General features: G+C 67.8%; 12 protein-coding genes and 1 riboswitch. Of the genes, 9 read left to right on the plus strand and 3 right to left on the minus strand.

What is annotated here, in order from left to right; genetic code table 11:
- Positions 1 to 91 precede the first annotated feature (91 nt).
- Positions 92 to 1,813: a gamma-glutamyltransferase gene (ggt, locus tag GGR64_RS08765; protein ID WP_260302972.1), complete on the plus strand. Its 1,722-nt coding sequence runs from the start codon at positions 92 to 94 to the stop codon at positions 1,811 to 1,813.
- 58 nt (positions 1,814 to 1,871) lie between these two features.
- Here ggt and GGR64_RS08770 read toward each other — a convergent pair whose 3' ends face one another.
- Positions 1,872 to 3,449 (minus strand): BCCT family transporter, encoded by a 1,578-nt coding sequence (locus GGR64_RS08770; RefSeq protein ID WP_184645283.1) that lies wholly within the window; start codon positions 3,447 to 3,449, stop codon positions 1,872 to 1,874.
- 358 nt (positions 3,450 to 3,807) lie between these two features.
- On the opposite strand from GGR64_RS08770, the gene GGR64_RS08775 reads away from it, so the two are divergent.
- The 7 genes from GGR64_RS08775 (at position 3,808) to GGR64_RS20830 (ending at position 16,275) form a co-directional block, all read left to right on the plus strand.
- Positions 3,808 to 5,664 (plus strand): methyl-accepting chemotaxis protein, encoded by a 1,857-nt coding sequence (locus GGR64_RS08775; RefSeq protein ID WP_184645284.1) that lies wholly within the window; start codon positions 3,808 to 3,810, stop codon positions 5,662 to 5,664.
- Positions 5,665 to 5,877: 213 nt separating this feature from the next.
- Positions 5,878 to 5,978, plus strand: a riboswitch (TPP riboswitch).
- Between the two features lie 111 nt (positions 5,979 to 6,089).
- Positions 6,090 to 7,967 (plus strand): phosphomethylpyrimidine synthase ThiC, encoded by a 1,878-nt coding sequence (thiC, locus tag GGR64_RS08780; protein ID WP_184645286.1) that lies wholly within the window; start codon positions 6,090 to 6,092, stop codon positions 7,965 to 7,967.
- Positions 7,968 to 8,165: 198 nt separating this feature from the next.
- The gene (locus GGR64_RS08785; protein ID WP_184645288.1) at positions 8,166 to 8,831 is read left to right on the plus strand and encodes a two pore domain potassium channel family protein; all 666 of its coding nucleotides are present in this window, start codon (positions 8,166 to 8,168) and stop codon (positions 8,829 to 8,831) included.
- A gap of 265 nt (positions 8,832 to 9,096) precedes the next feature.
- Positions 9,097 to 11,412 carry a winged helix-turn-helix domain-containing protein gene (locus GGR64_RS08790; protein ID WP_221236155.1) on the plus strand — a complete coding sequence of 772 codons (2,316 nt, stop codon included), beginning with the start codon at positions 9,097 to 9,099 and terminating at the stop codon, positions 11,410 to 11,412.
- A gap of 120 nt (positions 11,413 to 11,532) precedes the next feature.
- Complete coding sequence (locus GGR64_RS08795; RefSeq protein ID WP_160965304.1) at positions 11,533 to 12,429, plus strand: helix-turn-helix transcriptional regulator; 897 nt, start codon at positions 11,533 to 11,535, stop codon at positions 12,427 to 12,429.
- A gap of 49 nt (positions 12,430 to 12,478) precedes the next feature.
- On the plus strand, positions 12,479 to 15,334 hold the full coding sequence (locus tag GGR64_RS08800) for a TonB-dependent receptor (RefSeq protein ID WP_184645292.1): 2,856 nt from the start codon (positions 12,479 to 12,481) through the stop codon (positions 15,332 to 15,334).
- 65 nt (positions 15,335 to 15,399) lie between these two features.
- The gene (locus tag GGR64_RS20830; protein WP_326520323.1) at positions 15,400 to 16,275 is read left to right on the plus strand and encodes a hypothetical protein; all 876 of its coding nucleotides are present in this window, start codon (positions 15,400 to 15,402) and stop codon (positions 16,273 to 16,275) included.
- A gap of 101 nt (positions 16,276 to 16,376) precedes the next feature.
- On the opposite strand, the gene GGR64_RS08810 is transcribed toward GGR64_RS20830, so the two are convergent.
- On the minus strand, positions 16,377 to 17,492 hold the full coding sequence (locus tag GGR64_RS08810; protein WP_184645294.1) for an HDOD domain-containing protein: 1,116 nt from the start codon (positions 17,490 to 17,492) through the stop codon (positions 16,377 to 16,379).
- Between the two features lie 158 nt (positions 17,493 to 17,650).
- Positions 17,651 to 18,184: an inorganic diphosphatase gene (gene ppa / locus GGR64_RS08815; protein ID WP_160965310.1), complete on the minus strand. Its 534-nt coding sequence runs from the start codon at positions 18,182 to 18,184 to the stop codon at positions 17,651 to 17,653.
- 195 nt (positions 18,185 to 18,379) lie between these two features.
- Here ppa and GGR64_RS08820 point away from each other — a divergent pair, with 195 nt between their 5' ends.
- Positions 18,380 to 18,868 (plus strand): hypothetical protein, encoded by a 489-nt coding sequence (locus tag GGR64_RS08820; protein WP_184645296.1) that lies wholly within the window; start codon positions 18,380 to 18,382, stop codon positions 18,866 to 18,868.
- Positions 18,869 to 18,899: the final 31 nt, after the last annotated feature.

Consider the following 18,899-nt stretch of genomic DNA (forward strand, 5'->3'; position numbering starts at 1 on the left):
CCTCTGCCGATGACGCGATGTGCACGCGTGCGCGGCGGCATTGGCCGCACTCGGGTACGGTGGGCCTCCCCTGTTCCCCGGAGAGTCGCGCATGTCCGTTTCGCTTCCTTCCCTGGCGCGCCTGGCGCTCGCGCTGGCGCTGGCGACGTCGGTGCCGGCGCAGGCCGCCGACCGCATCACCGGCCAGCCGTTCGCGACCCGCTCGGAAGTGATCGCCCCGCACGCCATGGCCGCCACCTCGCAGCCGCTGGCCACGCAGATCGCGCTGGAGACGATGCGCGACGGCGGCTCGGCGGTGGACGCGGCGATCGCCGCCAACGCCGCGCTGGGACTGATGGAGCCGACCGGCAACGGCGTCGGCGGCGACCTGTTCGCCATCGTCTGGGATCCGAAGACGCACAAGCTCTACGGCTACAACGGCTCCGGGCGCTCGCCGAAGGCGCTGACCCTGGCCGAATTCCAGCGCCGCGGGCTGAAGGAAATCCCGGCCACCGGCCCGCTGCCGGTGTCGGTGCCCGGTGCGGTCGATGGCTGGTTCGCGCTGCACGAGCGTTTCGGGCGCAGGACCATGGCGCAGAACCTGGCACCGGCGATTCGCTACGCCCGCGACGGCCATCCGGTGGCCGAGACCATCGCCTACTACTGGGACCGCTCGGTGCCGCGGCTGTCGCAGTACCCCGGCTTCAAGGAGCAGTTCACCCTCGACGGCCACGCCCCGCGCAAGGGCGAGCTGTGGAAGAACCCGAACCTGGCCAACACCCTGCAGCAGATCGCCGACGGCGGCCGCGACGCGTTCTACAAGGGGCCGATCGCGCGCACCATCGATGCCTACTTCAAGGCCAACGGCGGCTTCCTGCGCTACGAGGACCTGGCCAGCCACCACGGCGAATGGGTCGAGCCGGTGTCCACCAACTACCGCGGCTACGACGTGTGGGAACTGCCGCCCAACAGCCAGGGCATCGCCGCGCTGCAGATGCTCAACATCCTGGAAGGCTACGATTTCTCCAAGATTCCGTTCGGCTCGGCCGAGCACGTGCACCTGTTCACCGAGGCCAAGAAGCTGGCGTTCGCCGATCGCGCGCGGTTCTATGCCGACCCGGCGTTTCAGCCGGCGCCGCTGGCGCGGCTGATCTCCAAGGACTACGCCGCACAGCGGCGCGCGCTGATCTCGATGGACCGCGCGCTCAAGGAAGTGCAGCCGGGCACGCCGAAGCAACTGGAGGAGGGCGACACCATCTACCTGACCGTGGCCGATGCCGACGGCATGATGGTGTCGCTGATCCAGTCCAACTACCGCGGCATGGGCAGCGGCATGGCGCCGCCGGGGCTGGGCTTCATCCTGCAGGACCGCGGCGAGATGTTCGTACTGCAGAAGGACCATCCCAACGGCTACGCGCCCGGCAAGCGGCCGTTCCAGACCATCATTCCCGCGTTCGTGACCAAGGACGGCAAGCCGTGGTTGAGCTTCGGGGTGATGGGCGGGGCGATGCAGCCGCAGGGCCACGTGCAGATCCTGATGAACCTGATCGACTTCCACATGAACCTGCAGGAGGCCGGCGACGCGCCGCGGATCCAGCACGACGGCTCCACTGAGCCGACCGGGCAGGCCACGGCGATGCGCGACGGCGGCGAGCTGAACCTGGAAACCGGCTTTGCCTACGACACCATCCGCGAACTGATGCGCAAGGGCCACCGGGTGATCTTCGCCGACGGCCCCTACGGCGGTTACCAGGCGATCGCGCGCGACCCGGACAGCGGCGTGTACTACGGCGCCTCGGAAAGCCGCAAGGACGGGCAGGCCGCCGGTTACTGAGGCCGGCTGGCCCGCCGCCGCAGGCGGCCCACTGCTGCGGCCGCCCGTGGTGGCTGGATCAGCGCGGCTCCTGCGCGTTCGCCGCCTCATCGCCGGTGGCGTCCTGCGCCGCCTGTTCGCGCGCGATCCAGGCCTCGATCATGTGCCGCGCGCGTTGCGCCTGGCGACGTTGGCGGTTGGACTCGGCATCGAGCACGCGGTACAGCGACACGATCACCAACACCATCAGCAGCGCGAACGGCAGCGCGGCGATGGTGATCACGCCCTGCAGCGCGTCCAGGCCACCGGCCAGCAACAGTACCGCGGCGATCAGCGCCACCGCCACGCCCCACACCAGCTTGCGTGACAGCGGCGGGTCGCCGGCTTCGTCGGTGGACATGCTGGCCAGCACCAGCACCGCCGAATCGGCGGAGCTGACGAAGAAGATCATCAGCAACAGCAGCGCCACGCTCGACAGCAGCAGCGATCCGGGCAGGCTGTCGAACAGGGTGAACAGCACCGTTTCGTAGCCGTTGTGCAGTGCCTGGAGCATGTCGACGTGGCCGAACAGCTGCGACCACAGCGCGGTGCCGCCGAATACCGAGAACCACAGGAAACCGAGCAGGGTCGGCGCCAGCACCACGCCGACCACGAATTCGCGCACGCTGCGGCCGCGCGAGACGCGGGCGATGAACGCGCCGACGAACGGCGCCCAGGCGATCCACCATGCCCAGTAGAAGATGGTCCAGTCGGCGACCCAGCGGTCGCCGGAGAACGGCGACATGCGCAGGCTCATCGTCACCAGCTGGTTGAGGTAGGTGCCCAGCGTGGTGGTGAAGGTATCGAAGATGAAGCCGGTGGGGCCGAGCACCAGCACCGTCGCCAGCAACAGCGCCGCCAGCGCCAGGTTGATGTTGGACAGCCACTTGATGCCGCGTTCCACGCCGGTGCTGGTGGAGATCATGTACAGCACGAAGGCCACGCAGATCACCGTCATCTGCAATGGCAGTCCCGCGTGCACGCCGAACACGCGCTGTATGCCGGCGGCGATCTGGATGGTGCCGAAACCCAGCGTCGTCGCCACGCCGACCGCAGTGGCGACCACCGCGGCGATGTTCACGCTCTGCCCGATCCAGCCGCGATGATGGCGGCCGATGACCGGCTGCAGAATGTCGCTGATCAGGCCGCGTCCATTGCGGTTGTACTGGAACCAGGCCATCGCCAGGCCGATCAGCGCATACACCGCCCACGGGTGCAGGCCCCAGTGGAAGAAGGCGTAGCGCATCGACGCGCGGGCCGCCTGCATGCTTTCCGGCGCCAGCCCTTCCGGCGGCTTGAGGAAGTGCGAGATCGGCTCGGCCGCGCCCCAGAACACCAGGCCGATGCCCATGCCCGCGGCGAACAGCATCGACAGCCAACTGGCGCGGGAGAAGTCCGGTTCGGCGTCTTCGCCACCGATGCGCAGGTTGCCGAAGCGACCGAACGCCAGGTACAGCAGGAAGGTCAGGGTGAGGAACACGATCAGCAGGTACAGCCAGCCGGCGCTGCGGATCACGTCCGTCAGCGCCGTCTGCACCACCGCATTGAAGGGGCCGGGGGCGACGCCGGCGATCAGGACCAGCAGCGCCACCAGGGCGATGGAAATGCGGAACACCATGGGGGAGCGTCTCCAGTCGTGGATCAGAGGGGGCACCGGCTGTCGCGGTACGCATCCAGGGCAAGCGGGCAGGGAAGACGGCGCATCAGGCCGGCACCGGGCGTGCTGCGAATGTGGCCCGCGGCGTGCGTGCCAGCTCAACGCGAGGTGGCATCACGCCGGCCCCCAGACGCCCGATGTGGGGTCGGGTTGCGCCTTGCAATGGTCTGCATCTTCGCGAAGGCGGCGTCACGGCCGCGTCGTGATCGTGTCTGCCAGACACACCGCCGGGATGGATGGCGATTCCGGTTGCGTTGGCCGCAACTGCGAGTGCAGGGTGGGAGCCGATACCATGGGTGCAGCACCGAGGGAGACGACGATGGCCTTGTTCTCACGCAGTCCGGAAGCCGATGCCGCGCCCGCTGCCGGCTTGCCCGATGCCCCGATCGCCTTGTTGCGGCTGGAGCAGGATGGCCGCGTCAGCGCCGCCAACCGCGCCGCCCTGGATTTGCTGGGGGTGACGGCGCAGAGCCTGCTCGGCGCCGCCAGCGAGGTGGTCTGGGGCCTTCCGTTGAGCGCCCTGGTCGACGCCGAGGGCAGTTGGCAGGCGCCCGGTGCCGATCCCTCGCGCCGCGTGCGCTACCAGCGCGACCGCGATCGCGGCGGCCAGGGCTGGCTGCTGTCGCTGCCGCATCCGGAAACCGCGGCGCTGCTGCGCGATGTGGCGCTGCTGAGTGCCGGCCAGGCGCAGGGCGCCATCAGTCCAGCGCTGCAGGCGCTGGCGCAACGGGTCCACGAGGGCACGGCCGCGCAGGCGCTGTTGGATCGGGTCGGCGAGCGGCTGACCGGCTGCGATCTGGATCTGGGATTGCATACGCCGCTGTCGGTGGAGGACACCGAAGCGATGCCGGGGCGACGCCTGTCGGCTGGGTTCGGCAACCTGGCTGAGGCGATCCGCCAGGCGGTAGCGCTGTCGCTGCAGATCGCCGCCGACGTGCCGCACGTGGTCGCCGAGAACGATGAACTGGCGCGGCAGTCGCAGACCCAGCTGGAAGCGCTGCAGACGGTGCTCGCCACCACCCGGCAACTGTTGCAGGGCCTGCACGAGATGGATCGCGACCTGCGCGCGGTGATCGCGGTGGCGGCCAGCGCCGACGACAGCGCCCGCCAGGGCGTGGAGGCGGCGCGCACGCTCGGCCAGGCGATGCAGGAGGTGGCGCGACGTTCGGCGCGCGCCAACCAGGTCATCGAGGTGATCGATGCGGTCGCGTTCCAGACCAATATCCTCTCGATCAACGCCAGCATCGAGGCGGTACACGCCGGCCCGGCCGGGCGCGGCTTCGCGGTGGTCGCCACCGAAATCCGGCAGCTGGCCGAACGCGCCGCCACCGCGGCGCGCGACGTGCGCGGCATCATCGGCGAGACCGGTGCGGCCCTGCAGGACAGCGCGGCCTCGGCGCAGCGCACCGAACAGGTATTGGGCGGCATCGGCGAACTGCTCGGCCGCGCCAGTGCGGCGATGGACGCGGTGGCCGGCCGCATCGCCACCCAGAGCGGGGAGATCGGCGGCATCGACCGCGCCGTCGAGCACGTGGTTGGGCTCAGCCGCAGCAATCTTGAGCACGCCGCGCGCGTGGTGCAACGCAGCGCCGACCTGGCGGCCGGCAGCGACACCCTGCACGACTGCGTGAACCTGTTCCGCTTGCCCGCCGATCCGATGCGGCAGCCGCGGCATGCGCGGGTGCGCGATCTGGCCAAGGCCGCCGCGACCAGCATCGGCCTGGTGTTCGAGGCCGCGCTCGCGCGCGGGCGCATTGCCGAGGACGCGCTGTTCGCCACCGACTACGTCCCGATCCCGGGCATCGACCCGCCCAAGTACCGCACCGCCTTCGACGCGTTGTGCGACGAGCTGTTGCCGCCGTTGCAGGAGCCGCTGCTGGCCGCGCATCCGTGGATCGTGTTCGCGATCTGCGCGAACGTCGACGGCTACGTGCCGACCCACAACCTGCGCTTCAGCCAGCCGCTGAGCGGCGACCGCGCACGCGATCTGGTCGGCAACCGCACCAAGCGCATCTTCAGTGACCGGGTCGGCCGCAATGTCGGCCGTCACACCGAACCGTACCTGCTGCAGGTGTACCGACGCGATACCGGGCAGATCCTGTTCGACCTGTCGGTGCCCGTGCAGGTGCGCGGACGCCACTGGGGCGGCTTGCGCGTGGCCTACGTGCTCGAGTGAGCGAGCGCGGCGCGGGCAAAAAAATGCCGCCGGCAGTGCCGACGGCGATGAGGGAGAGAGCTCTGATTCTTGTGCGTCCAGGCTAGGCCGGCCACGTGGTCGCGGTGTGTCGCCGGCGGCGCGGCGTGTGGCGGCGCCGCCACATGCGCACGGCGGCTGTGCCGGCGTTCAGCCGCGTCGGTTGGCGGCCAGCGGCGGAAACGGGTCTAATAGCCGCAGAAGCGGGGGTACCGTTGGCGCAGGCCGCGGTTGAGACAGTCCCTTCGAACCTGATCCGGTTGATACCGGCGTAGGGAAGCTTCGCAAGTCCGCCGCGGGCGCCTGTGCGTCCGTGGCGGGCCCGCGCCGCCGCTTCGTCCGAGATGCGAGTCCGCTCGCACCCGTCCCGCCTTTGCCGCGGGTCACTTGAACCAGGACGAACGCCGATGAACGCCGTACCCAATCCGCTGCAGCAGCAGACCGATACCTTGTCCGCGGCGGTGACCCGCCCGATCCCCGGCTCGCGCAAGATCTTCGTGCAAGGCTCGCGCGCCGACCTGCAGGTGCCGATGCGCGAGATCGCGCTGACCCGCACGCCCACCGTGTTCGGCGGCGAGGAGAACGCGCCGATCACCGTCTACGACACCTCTGGGCCGTACACCGATCCGCAGGCACGCATCGATCTCGGCGCCGGCCTGGCGCCGCTGCGCGCCGCCTGGATCGCCGAGCGCGGCGACAGCGTGGCGCTGGCCGGGCTCAGTTCGCAGTTCGGCCGTTCGCGCGAGGACGACGCACGCCTGCAGGCGGTGCGCTTTCCGGCGCGGCGCCTGCCGCGGCGTGCCCGCGATGGCGCCAACGTCACCCAGATGCATTACGCGCGGCGTGGCATCGTCACGCCGGAGATGGAGTTCGTGGCGATCCGCGAGAACCAGCGCCTGCAGGAGCTGCGCGATGTGCAACTGCGCGCGCAGCATCCCGGCGAGGCGTTCGGCGCCGCGATTCCGTCCGTGATCACGCCGGCGTTCGTGCGCGACGAGATTGCCCGCGGCCGCGCCATCCTGCCGTGCAACATCAACCATCCGGAAAGCGAGCCGATGATCATCGGTCGCAACTTCCTCACCAAGATCAACGCCAACATCGGCAACAGCGCGGTCAGCTCCGGCATCGCCGAGGAAGTGGAAAAGCTGGTGTGGGCGATCCGCTGGGGCGGGGACACGGTGATGGACCTGTCCACCGGCAAGCACATCCACGAGACCCGCGAGTGGATCGTGCGCAACTCGCCGGTGCCCATCGGCACCGTGCCGATCTACCAGGCGCTGGAGAAGGTGGACGGTCGCGCCGAGGAGCTGACCTGGGAGATCTTCCGCGACACCCTGATCGAGCAGGCCGAACAGGGCGTGGACTACTTCACCATCCATGCCGGCGTGCTGCTGCGCTACGTGCCGCTGACCGCCAAGCGCGTCACCGGCATCGTCTCGCGCGGCGGTTCGATCCTGGCCAAGTGGTGCCTGGCGCATCATCGCGAGAACTTCCTCTACACCCACTTCGAGGACATCTGCGAGATCATGAAGGCCTACGACGTGGCCTTCTCGCTGGGCGACGGGCTGCGCCCGGGCTGCATCGCCGACGCCAACGACGCCGCCCAGTTCGGCGAACTGGAGACGCTGGGCGAGTTGACCAGGATCGCCTGGAAGCACGACGTGCAGACCATGATCGAAGGTCCCGGTCACGTGCCGATGCACCTGATCAAGGAGAACATGGACAAGCAGCTGCGCGAGTGCGGCGAGGCGCCGTTCTACACGCTGGGGCCGCTGACCACCGACATCGCGCCGGGCTACGACCACATCACCTCGGCGATCGGCGCGGCGATGATCGGCTGGTTCGGCACCGCGATGCTGTGCTACGTCACGCCGAAGGAGCATCTGGGCCTGCCCAACCGCGCCGACGTGCGCGACGGCATCATGGCCTACAAGATCGCTGCGCACGCCGCGGACCTGGCCAAGGGCCACCCCGGCGCGCAGGTGCGCGACAACGCCCTGTCCAAGGCGCGCTTCGAGTTCCGTTGGGACGACCAGTTCCATCTGGGCCTGGATCCGGAGAAGGCGCGCGAGTTCCACGACGAGACCCTGCCCAAGGATGCGCACAAGCTGGCGCACTTCTGTTCCATGTGCGGACCGCATTTCTGTTCGATGAAGATCACCCAGGACGTGCGCGACTACGCCGCCGAGCATGGGGTCGACGCGGAAACGGCCTTGCAGGCCGGCATGGAGGAAAAGTCGGCGCAGTTCCTGGCGGCCGGCGCGCAGGTGTACCGCGCCGAGTGAGCGGAGGGCGGTCGGCGCGCACGGCGCCGACCGCCACTGCCGACGTGGAGTTAGCAGCGCGCGCGCTTGTGCGGTGCGATGCGGCACCTGCCGCCAGGGCGAACGCGACGCAGGTGCTGCCGGCGTGCGAGGCCATCACGACGGCGCCATGCGCACGCACGTCTATGATGCGCGCTGGGTCGCCACAGGGAATGTCTCATGCTGCGCTATGCGTTCGCGCTGCGTCGCCATCCGTCCGCGCTGTTGCTTGCGGTGCAACTGCTGGGCGTGCTGCTGTATCCCTGGATGGAGGACACCGCGGCCGGACGTGCGCTGTTCGGTGCCTTCGGCATCGTGGTGCTGGCGCTGGCGCTGTGGGTGGTCAATCGCGGACCCTCGGCGCTATGGGTCGCCTGTTGCCTGGCGCTGCCGTCGGTGGCGTTGTCGATCGCCGCGGCCCTGCTCGGCAATCCGGCGATGACCGCCTGGGCGCAACTGCTGGAAAGCCTGCTGTACTTCTATACCGCCGGCAGCCTGATCGCCTACATGCTGCAGGACCACGTGGTCACCCGCGACGAACTCTACGCGGCCGGCGCCACCTTCACGTTGCTGGCCTGGGCCTTCGCGTTCGTGTTCGCGGTGTGCCAGCAATGGCTGCCGGGCAGCTTCACCGCGGCCGTGGACCCGACCTCGCCGCGGACCTGGATGGAATTGCTGTACCTGAGCTTCAGCGTGCTCTCGGGCGTGGGCCTGAGCGACGTGGTGCCGGTGCAGCCGTTCGCGCGCGCGCTGGTGATGATCGAACAGTTCGCCGGCGTGATGTACATCGCCTTGGTGGTGTCGCGGCTGATTGGGCTCAGCGTGACGCGCAATATGAAAGTGTGAGGCGCTCTCAAAAAAAAGCGCGCCAGAAGACGCGCAATCATGAAGCGATTATGTGAGTTTCGTCGGCGGAGAGAGGGCCTGAATGCGTCGTCGCGGTTGGCGGCGGCGACGACTAGAGTAGAATCAGGTGACATGCAGCGCTTGGCGGCATCCGCTGCCTCGCTTTGCCGAGTTTGCTCGTTGGCTCCTGCTGCGGGGCCACACGCGGTTGCGTCGCCGCCGCTTCTGCGACACTTCCGTCACGGCGTTTTCTTCGTTGTCCAACATGTCTTTTTCATCGTCCGCCACACCGACGCTTCCGCAGCGGATGCAGGTTGGCGAGTGCCTGGTACTGCTGTCCTTGCGGGAAGTGCACGCGCCGCGCGCGCGCCGGCCGCAACGGCTCACGCCCAAGGCGATGGGCGTGCTGCGGGTGTTGCTGGCGCAACCGGGCCAAGTGGTGGAACGCGAGGCATTGCTGGCGCAGGTCTGGCCGGACACGCAGCCGACCAACGACGTGGTGACCCAGGCCATCACCCAGTTGCGCAAGGCCTTTGCGGCCGGCGTGCGCGGCGAGGCGCCGGTGTACATCGAGACCCTGGCCAAGACCGGCTACCGCCTGGTGGCGCCGGTGCAGGCCTTGCCCGATGTCGACGCCGAGGCGGGCGCGGCGTTGGCCTCATCCGTCGAAACGGACGCGGCAGCGGAGACGGCCGCCATCGTCTCCCCGGCCGTCGTCCCGGCAGTGCGGCGGCGTCCGCCGTCGTGGCTGGCCGCCGCCGCCGGTGCGGCCGCCATGTTGGTCCTGGCGCTGGCCTGCTGGTGGTGGTTCGCGCGCGATCCGGCGGCGCCCGCCGACAGCGTCGAACAGGAGCGCGTGCTGGGTAGCCCCAAGCGGCCTTATCGGCTGATCACTGCGCTGTCCGGGTTCAAGCTGGAGCCGGCGCTGTCTCCGGACGGCGCGCAGGTGGCCTATGCCGCACGCACCGCCGGCAGCGACGGCACGCAATTGTTGGTGCAGCCGACCAGCGGCGCCGCCGGCAGTACCGCCCCGCGCTCGCTGGGCGTCCCCGCCCGCGGCGAGTCCGACCGCCTGCCGGCCTGGTCGCCGGACGGCACGCGCATCGCGTTCGCCCGGCTCGGTGCGGAGCGGCAGTGCCGGATCATGCTGGTGCAGGTGGATGGGCACGCGCCCGCGCGCGAGGTCGCGCGCTGCGACGACAGCGAATTGCTCAGCTTCGACTGGACGCCGGACGGCCGTGGCCTGGTGTTCGGCAGCATGAGCGGGCGACTGGCGGCGCGCGGCATTCGCGTGCTGGATCTGGGCAGCGGGCGCTGGACGGCGTTGGACTATCCGGTCGCCGCCGGCGATTTCGATTACGCACCGCGCTACTCGCCGGACGGCAAATGGATCGCCTTCGTGCGCAATCCGCAGATGGGCGGGCTGTGGCGGGTGCCGGCCGCCGGCGGCACCGCCGAGCCGCTGACCCATGAATTCGCCGAGATCCGCGGCTGGGACTGGGCGCGCGACGGGCAGGGCATCGTGTTCGGGCGCCGGGTCGATGGCGAGACCCGGCTGTACCGGCTGGACACCCAGACCCGGCGCCTGCGCGACCTCGGCCTGAGCGACGCGCAGGCGCCGCGGCTGGCCCGCGATGGCGGTAGCCTGGCGTTCGTGCACCGGCGTCCCCAATTCGCCGTGTACCGCATCCCGGCTGGCGCGGCGGACGCGCCGCGCGAGCGCCAGCGGCTGTTCGCGTCCACCGGCCGCGATGGGCAGCCGAGCATCGCCCCCGACGGGCGCCAGCTCGCCTTTACCTCCGATCGCGACGGCAGCTATGCGCTGTGGTGGGGCGACGTGACCCAGCCGGCCTCGCTGCGGCTGATCGAGGGCGTGCGGCCGGAGACCCGGCAACCGCTGGCGTGGTCGGCCGACAGCCAGGCGCTGCTGGTCAGCGGCCGCGACGCGCAGGGCGGTTCGGCGATCTATGAGGTGCGGCCGCAGTCCGGCAGTGTGGCAGCGCTGCCGGTGCCGGCCGGCGAGCCGTTGCAGGCGCTGTATACCGCCGATCCCGGGCAGTTGCTGGTGCTGCTGGGCGAGAACGGGCGTACCCGCCTGCAGTTGTATGACCGGCGTGCGGTGCCCTGGCGGCCCTTGGCGACCTTGCCGGACGTGTCCCAGGTCCGCACCGATCCGGCCAATGGGCAGATCCTGTTCACCCGGCTCGCGCGCAGCGGCCTGTGGCGCGCCGACGCCAGCCTGGACCTGGCCAGCGTGCGGGCCGTGGACGCCAGCCTGCCGTCGTTGTGGCGCTACCGCAGCTGGGCGCTGGGCCCCGATGGCGCGGTGCATTACCTGTTCCAGACCGGCGAATGCGCCAGCCGGATGGCGCGGATCGACGGCGACCCTGACGTCAGCGTGTGCCTGGACCGCGATCATTTCAGTGCGATCAACGGTTTCAGCATCGACCCGCGCAGTGGCGACGCCTATGTGGCACTGGCGGTCGAGGACGGCAGTGAAATCGGTTTCATCCGCATGCACGAGCAGCCGGAATGGTTCTCGACGATCTCGCACAACTGGTTGATCAAAAAAGAGAAATAGGTTTCGTAAGTTGTTCGTAAGAGCATCGTGGCGATTTCGGACAAATATCGCCGAGCCTTCCTGACCTGCCGCCAGATTCGGCAAAGACTGCGCGCCGGTTTACGTCAAGCAGGTGCTCGGATGCGGCAATCTTTCCTGGTCGATCATGGACAACAACTGGTGCTGGACGCCGACGACGCGCCGGCGGGGCCCGCCTGTCTGGGCGCGGCGCGCCTGGCCAGCGTGCAGGCGTCGGGCAACGCCTTCACGGTCTGGCTGCAGTTGCGCGGCAGCGCCTGGATCGAGGCCAAGGAGGGGCGGTTCGTGCTGCGCCGCGGCCAGTGGCTGGCCTTCGAACGCGATTCGCGCCCGTTGCTGCAGACCGACCGCGATGGGCTGTGCATCGGCTTGAGCCTGGACGGCGAGGCGCTGAAGGCTTTGGGCCGGATGGCCGACGAGACCTTGTATGCGGGGCGCGGCGAGCTGTCCTTGCGCGAGACGCGCACCGCCCTGCGCCTGTGGCGGCAGGCGGCGGCGCGGCCCGGCGATGCGTTGGCGATGCGGCCGGTACTGCTGCACCTGGCTTCCATGCAGGGCGAGTTGTCGCGCCGCGTGCAACGCTGTCCCGGGCGCTCGCGGATGCGCAAGCGCCAGGTGTTCGGGCGCATGCAGCGCGCGCGGCTGTACCTGGACGGCCATCGCGACCGCGTGGTGCGGATCAGCGAACTGGCCGAGCTGACCAACTTCTCCGGTTGGTATCTGTCCAAGACGTTCCAGAGTCTGTACGAGGAAAGTCCGCAGGCGCTGTCGGCGCGCCTGCGTCTGGAGCGCGCGGCGGACCTGCTGCGCGACACCACGATGATGATCGGTGAGGTGGCCGCCGCCAGCGGATTCGACAACTGCTGCAGCTTCGCGCGGGCATTCCGCGCGCGCTTCGGTGTCTCCGCCTCGCAATATCGCCATGGCAGGGCGGTGCCGCCAGGATCGGCAAAGTCTGCGGGCGACAGCGGCAAAGCAGCCGCGCTCACCGGAACGTAACGTGCCCAGGGCGTCTTAACACGCCCCTAACGTTACCCTGGAGAGATTGATGAACCTTCGCACTTCCGCAGTGCGGCTGGGCTTGCTGCCCGCCAGCATCGCGATCGCGTTGACGCCGGCAATTGCCGGCGCGCAAGAAGCCGCCGCCTCGTCCACCACCACGCTGGACCGGATCGAAATCACCGGTTCGCGCATCCGCAGCGCCGACGTCGAAACCCAGCAGCCGATCCTGACCCTGGACCGCCAGGCGCTGGAGCGCCAGGGCTATACCTCGGTCGCCGACGTGCTGCAGAACCTGACCTCGGCCGGTACTCCGGCGATCTCGCGCGCCGACGCGCTGGCGTCCGGCGAAAACGTCGGCGGCTACTACGTCGACCTGCGCAACCTCGGCGCGCAGCGCACGCTGGTGCTGCTGAACGGCAAGCGCCTGGGTGCGACCACCTCTGGCCTGCAGGACCTGAGCCAAGTGCCGATGGCGGCGATCGAGCGCATCGAAGTGCTGAAGGACGGCGCCTCGTCGATCTACGGCTCCGACGCCATCGCCGGCGTGGTCAATGTCATCACCCGCAAGCGCTTCGACGGCGCCGAAGTCTCGGCCGAGTTAGGCCAGTTCGGCGAAGGCGACGGCAAGACCTCGCAGTACTCCTTCACCATCGGCACGCAGGGCGAGCGCGGTGGCGTGGCGCTGACCGCCGAGTACTCCAAGCAGGATCCGGTGTTCGCCAAGAACCGTTGGTTCAGTCGCGATGGCAGCCGTGGCCCGAACTCCACGCCGAGCGGCTGGAGCCCGATCAGCCAGAACGGCAGCTGGTGCAACCCGCTGACTGTTGATTGCTCGGATCCGGAAGCCGCGGTGTGGCAGACGCTGAACCAGGGCGGCAACCCGAACAACCCGGCTGACTACCATCCGCTGACCCCTGCCGAGTATTCCAACTCCAACCAGCAGATGATGGTGCAGACCGGCATCGAGCGTAAGTCGGTGTTCGCCAACGCGAACTACGATTTGACCGATTCCATCGTCTTCAACGCCGACGTGCTCTACAACGAGCGCACCACCGATCAGCAGATCGCCGGCTATCCGTACCAGTCCGCCGCGTTCGGCACGCCGCTGGCCGGCGACAGCGCGTTCAACCCGATCGGCCAGGACATCGACTTCCGCCGCCGCCTGTGGGAAGTGCCGCGCACCACCGAGAGCAAGCTGAAGACCACGCGCTTCGCGCCGACCATCAGTGGCTCCTTCGAGTTCGCCGACAAGACCTGGGACTGGGACGTCGGTGCGCTGTGGAACCGCAACGAGAGCACCAAGACCGGTCACGGCGACATGAGCCTGATCGCCTCGCGCCAGGCGCTGGGCTCGTCCTTCATCAACGCCAGCGGCGTCGCCCAGTGCGGCACCGCCGCCGCGCCGGTGCCGCTGAGCGCCTGCCGTCCGTGGAACCCGCTGCTGCCGTACGGCGTGGCAGGCCCGGGCTCGCTGGCCGATGCGGACACCCAGACCTTCCTGTTCCCGGATTTCACCGATACCGGCTTGACCAAGACCACCAGCTACACCGCCAACCTGAGCGGCACGCTGGCGACGCTGCCGGCGGGCGACCTCGGCATCGCGGTCGGCTACGAGCACCGCAAGGAAGAAGGCCGCTTCGCGCCGGACGCCTTCGCGCAGTCGGGTGAGAGCACCGGCCTGGGCGCCAAGACCACCGCCGGCAACTACGATCTGGATGAGTTCTACCTCGAGTTGAACGTGCCGATCCTGGCCGACATGGCATTCGCCAAGCAGCTGACCCTGAACCTGGCCAGCCGCTATTCGGATTACAGCAACTTCGGCGACACGGTGAACTCCAAGTTCGGCTTCACCTGGAAGCCGATCGACGAACTGCTGGTCCGCGGCACCTACGCCGAGGGCTTCCGCGCGCCGACCATCAGCGATCTGTACGGCGGTCTGAACAGCAGCTTCGAGTCCTACATCGATCCGTGCGGCGTGGGCGCGCCGAACAGTGTCAACGGCAATGCGGCGTGTTCTGCGGCCGGCGTGCCGGTCGGCTACACCCAGGTGGGCCAGGGCTATGTCCCGTGTTCGACCCTTCCCTGCCAGACCCCGGACGAGTTCATCAGCGGCTCCAACCCGAACCTGAAGCCGGAGACCTCCACCAGCAAGACCGCGGGTCTGGTGTGGAGTCCGCGCTGGGTGCAGGGCCTGGACATCTCGCTGGATTGGTACCGCTACGAGATCAAGGACATGATCATCGCCGATAGCGTCGACCGCATCCTGCGCGACTGCTACGTGCTGGGCAATGCCGAGCGCTGCGCCGGCGTGACCCGCGCCGCCGACGGCCATATCTCGGCGATGACCTACGGCGTGGCCAACCTCGGCCAGATGGAGACCGAAGGCTACGATCTGGGCATCCGCTACCGTCTGCCGGAAATGGCGTTCGGCAAGATCATGATCGACTGGCAGACCAGCTACGTCAGCAAGTACGACGAAGCCGGCCAGAATCAGGCGGGCGACAACATCACGATCGGCAGCGTCGGCGAGCCGGGCATCTTCCGTGTGCGTTCCAACCTGGGCGTGAACTGGACGATGGGCGACTTCGGGGTGAACTACACCCTGCGCTATTACTCCGGCATGAAGGAGAAGTGCATCTCGCGGGCAGCGGATTACTGCGATGCGCCGGACCACTTTGCCAACGGCGAAGCCGATCCGCTGCGTCACACCGGCGCCAACACCTTCCACGACCTGCAGGTCAACTGGAAGGCGCCGTGGGACGCGACGATCGCCATCGGTGCGAACAACGTGTTCGACCACCGCGGTCCGCTGATGTATTCGGCTCCGAGCAGTGGCTTCGCCTACTACGGCGGCTTCGACATCGGTCGCTACGTGTACATGAAGTACACCCAGCGTTTCTGATTTACTGAGCCAGTGCATGGCGGGCCAAAGGCCCGCCATGTTTTTATTCTGAAAAGGACTTTACCGTGATTAGAAGTTTTCTGATTGGTGTGGTTGCTGTTGGCGCCGGTACCTTCTATGGCTCTTCAGCCGAAGCTGCCGCGATTCGATGTGAAAGCTGTCAGGATGATGGCGATTTTCGCTCAGAAGCCGTAAATCGCGGCACGGGCACACACATCGTGTACAGCGTGAGTGGGAACAAGATCCAGCAGTGGTACGTAGGATCTGGTGGCAGCGGTGGTGGTGTTCCGCTCCGCACGACAACGGCTGCGAATCCGGTTGTTCGTAAACAAACGCCGCCGCCGGGTGCGTCCGAAGAAGTGAGGCGCGCACACGAACTTTATATTAGTGGCGGTGGAACGATACGCCCTACTTACAATGTTCCGGTCAGTATGCTTGGACTTAACCCCGACGCTGCTGGCAAGACCGCATACGAATTCGTTCGAGATGCCAATTTGAGGGCGATGATCGAGTCGGCGACCGGCAACGTAAATGTCATATCCTCAGTCGTTGGTGCTAATGTCCTTACTGCAATGACCGACTTGTTGCAGTTGGCATCCAACTACACCGGGTTGCGTGATCAGGCGAGGATAATGTACAAGGTGGTTTTCAAGGATGGGTCTTATGTGACAATCATTGTCAATCTTGAGAATCAGAATGGAAATACGGAGCCTGGCAGTGCGCGTACCGGTGCAGGGCAGCTTATTCCTAGTGATATTCAAGAGGTCCAGGGGGATTGGACAGATTATGGCGGTGAAAATTTGAACCGCATGGCCGAACACATGCAGAGTTTAGGCGCGACGATCAAAGTCGTCGGCTCCCAAGGTGGCTCGGTTCGTGCCATTAGCTGCAGCGGATCCGGGGTGCAGCAAGTTTGTCTCGTTCAGTACAGAACGCAGTAAGCCTTATCTTCTGCTTTAAAAAAGACGGGCCTTGGGGCCCGTCTTTTTTGTTTGCGTTTTATTTCCGTGGCGGTCAAGATTTTCGCGCGCACTGAGGATCCCTACGCCGAAGTCAGCCCCATCAGGTTTTCGGCGTGCTCGCGCCAGGTCGGCAGCTTGTTGAGCATGCCGGTCTTGGCCAGGTACTCCTCGTCGATCTCCGAGCCGCTGGCCAGCGCCATCGCCACGTGCACCGCACCGGTGACCCAGAAGCTGCGGGTGCTGGAGCGCTGCGGCTGGCGATGGAAGGCTACCGCCTCGATGATCGGCATCGGCAGGCCCCACAGGCCGAGCAGGTAGGCACCGGCTTCGGCGTGGCCCGGCCGGACGTCGTCGGCGTCGGTGGGCGGCTCGCGCTCGTCGCGCACGCCCGGCAGCAGCAGGCCGATGTCGGCCAGCAGCGCCGCGGTCGAACCCAGCTCGACGCTGGAGGTCGGCAGCATCTTCGCGGCCAGCTTGGACGCCAGCAGCGAGCGCTGCTGCAGCGCGTTGCGCTCGGCGTTGGACAGCGCCTGCACCGAGAACACTTCGCTGGCCAGGACCAGGTCGCGCAGGGTGGCGGTGCCCAGGCGGGTCACGGCGGTGCGCAGGTCGGAAATGGTGCGGCCATTGGAGAAGAACGCCGAATTGCACAACTGCAGCACCTTGGCCGCGATCGCCGGATCGGCCGAGACCAGCTTGGCCAGGTCGGCGGCGTTGCTGCCTTCGTCCTGCTCCAGGGCGTGCATCAGGCTCAGGTACAGATGCGGCGGCGAGGGCAGCTTCTCGATGCGGCCGATGCTGGAACGCAGGCGCGGGTTGCCCAGCAGTTCCTGCAGTTCCTCCAGGCTGGTGACCGCCTCCAGCAGCATTTCCGGGGACAGCGGCAGCGGCAGGAACCGATGCGCCACGCCGATGATCCGCGCCGGCGGCGCGCGGTTGCTCTGTTCGGCTTCGATCAGCGCGATGCGGATGGTTTCCGGGCTCAGGGTGCGGATCTGGCCGAGCAGGGTGGCCGTGGTCAGGTCCGGCAGCGTCGGCGCGGCGATCACCGCATCCAGGCGCACCGTGGCCGCCGCAGCGATGGCGGCATTGCCGTCAGCGACGCTCTGGACCTGCCAGTCCTCGCCAAGATCGCGAATGTATTCAGTGACTTCGGACGGAAGACTGGCTTCGTCGCCGACGAACAGGATGCGCAAGAGACTGTCCCCCAAGAAGAGCCGGGTCGCGGACGGACCCGGCTCGGTGATGCCATGGCGCAATGTACCGCAAACCCCGAAGGACGGCGCCCGGCAACGCCAAAAACGTGAAACGGATCAGCCGTGGCGGGGGCAGTGCCCCGCCACGGCGGCGCGGCTCAGGCGCCGGCTTCGTAGCGGGCCACGGACTCGCGCAGGATGCGCTTGGCTTCCTCGGCGTTGCCCCAGCCATCGAGCTTGACCCACTTGCCCTTCTCAAGGTCCTTGTAGTGCTCGAAGAAGTGGCCGATGCGCTCCATCCAGTGGCCCGAGACCTGGGCGATGTCCTCGATGTGGCCGTAGCCTTCGAACACCTTGGCCACCGGCACCGCCAGGATCTTCTCGTCGCTTCCGGCCTCGTCGCTCATCTTCAGCACGCCGACCGGGCGGCAGCGCACCACGCAGCCGGGCACCAGCGGCAGCGGCAGCACCACCAGCACGTCGGCCGGGTCGCCGTCGCCGCACAGGGTGTTGGGCACGTAGCCGTAGTTGCAGGGATAGCGCATCGGGGTGGAGAGGATGCGATCGACGAAGATGGCGCCGCTGGCCTTGTCCACTTCGTACTTGACCGGCTCCGAATCCTTGGGGATTTCGATGACGACGTTGATTTCTTCCGGCAGGTTCTTGCCGGAGGTGACCAGTTCCAGACCCATGCGCTAGCTCCAGTGGAGTGGCTTCTAAAGAGGCAGGCATTCTAGTCGCTTGGCTGTTGCAATGCAGCGCATGCCGGTTCGGAGGATTCCTACAGCGGTTTCGGGCTCCATACCCGCCCGCATGGGGCGCATTCCGATAGTGCCGGTACCGGGCGGCGGCGATCCTGTGGTCACTGTCCCCCAAGGAGCAAGGCGATGAACGGAATCCGGCGATCGATGCTGCCGCTGCTGGCGGTGCTGGTCCTGGCCTGCGGCGCTGCGCAGGCGCAACAGGCGCAACCGACCTACGTGGATGCAATGGACTATCCCGCCCCCGGCGAGGGCTGGGAGGCGTTCGCCGACCTGGAGCGACGGCTGGCGCACGACTTCGACCAGCTCTGCGGCGACACCTTCTGCGAAGGCGACTACAGCGACTACCGGCCGCTGCGCTATCGCTGTTCGGTACGCCAGCGCGACGGGGTGATCGGGGAGTGCATCTGGAGCTTCGGTGCCAGCGAGGCCAGTGTCGATCCGGACAGCGGCCGGGTCGTGGTCGACGCGCGGCTGTGGCACTGCCGTACGCCGTTGCAGCCGCAGACCCGGCTGCACGCACTGTACGCGGCGCTGTCGGGCGAGCGGCCGCTGTTCGCGCCGCTACCGCACAGCGAGCGCAGCATCAACGATGGGCTGATCGACTGCCTGTAGCGGCGGAAGCTGCGCGGTGGGCGCCGGCATG

Source organism: Xanthomonas sp. 3307, from assembly GCF_014199735.1.
Taxonomy (GTDB): Bacteria; Pseudomonadota; Gammaproteobacteria; order Xanthomonadales; family Xanthomonadaceae; genus Xanthomonas_A; species Xanthomonas_A rydalmerensis.

Coding starts and splice junctions, on each gene's coding strand:
- GGR64_RS08775 (WP_184645284.1), top strand. CDS start 3,808: ATGGCCTTGTTCTCACGCAGTCCGGAAGCCGATGCCGCGCCCGCTGCC.
- GGR64_RS08800 (WP_184645292.1), top strand. CDS start 12,479: ATGAACCTTCGCACTTCCGCAGTGCGGCTGGGCTTGCTGCCCGCCAGC.
- GGR64_RS08820 (WP_184645296.1), top strand. CDS start 18,380: ATGAACGGAATCCGGCGATCGATGCTGCCGCTGCTGGCGGTGCTGGTC.
- GGR64_RS08790 (WP_221236155.1), top strand. CDS start 9,097: ATGTCTTTTTCATCGTCCGCCACACCGACGCTTCCGCAGCGGATGCAG.
- thiC (WP_184645286.1), top strand. CDS start 6,090: ATGAACGCCGTACCCAATCCGCTGCAGCAGCAGACCGATACCTTGTCC.
- ggt (WP_260302972.1), top strand. CDS start 92: ATGTCCGTTTCGCTTCCTTCCCTGGCGCGCCTGGCGCTCGCGCTGGCG.
- GGR64_RS08770 (WP_184645283.1), bottom strand. CDS start 3,449: ATGGTGTTCCGCATTTCCATCGCCCTGGTGGCGCTGCTGGTCCTGATC.
- ppa (WP_160965310.1), bottom strand. CDS start 18,184: ATGGGTCTGGAACTGGTCACCTCCGGCAAGAACCTGCCGGAAGAAATC.
- GGR64_RS08785 (WP_184645288.1), top strand. CDS start 8,166: ATGCTGCGCTATGCGTTCGCGCTGCGTCGCCATCCGTCCGCGCTGTTG.
- GGR64_RS08795 (WP_160965304.1), top strand. CDS start 11,533: ATGCGGCAATCTTTCCTGGTCGATCATGGACAACAACTGGTGCTGGAC.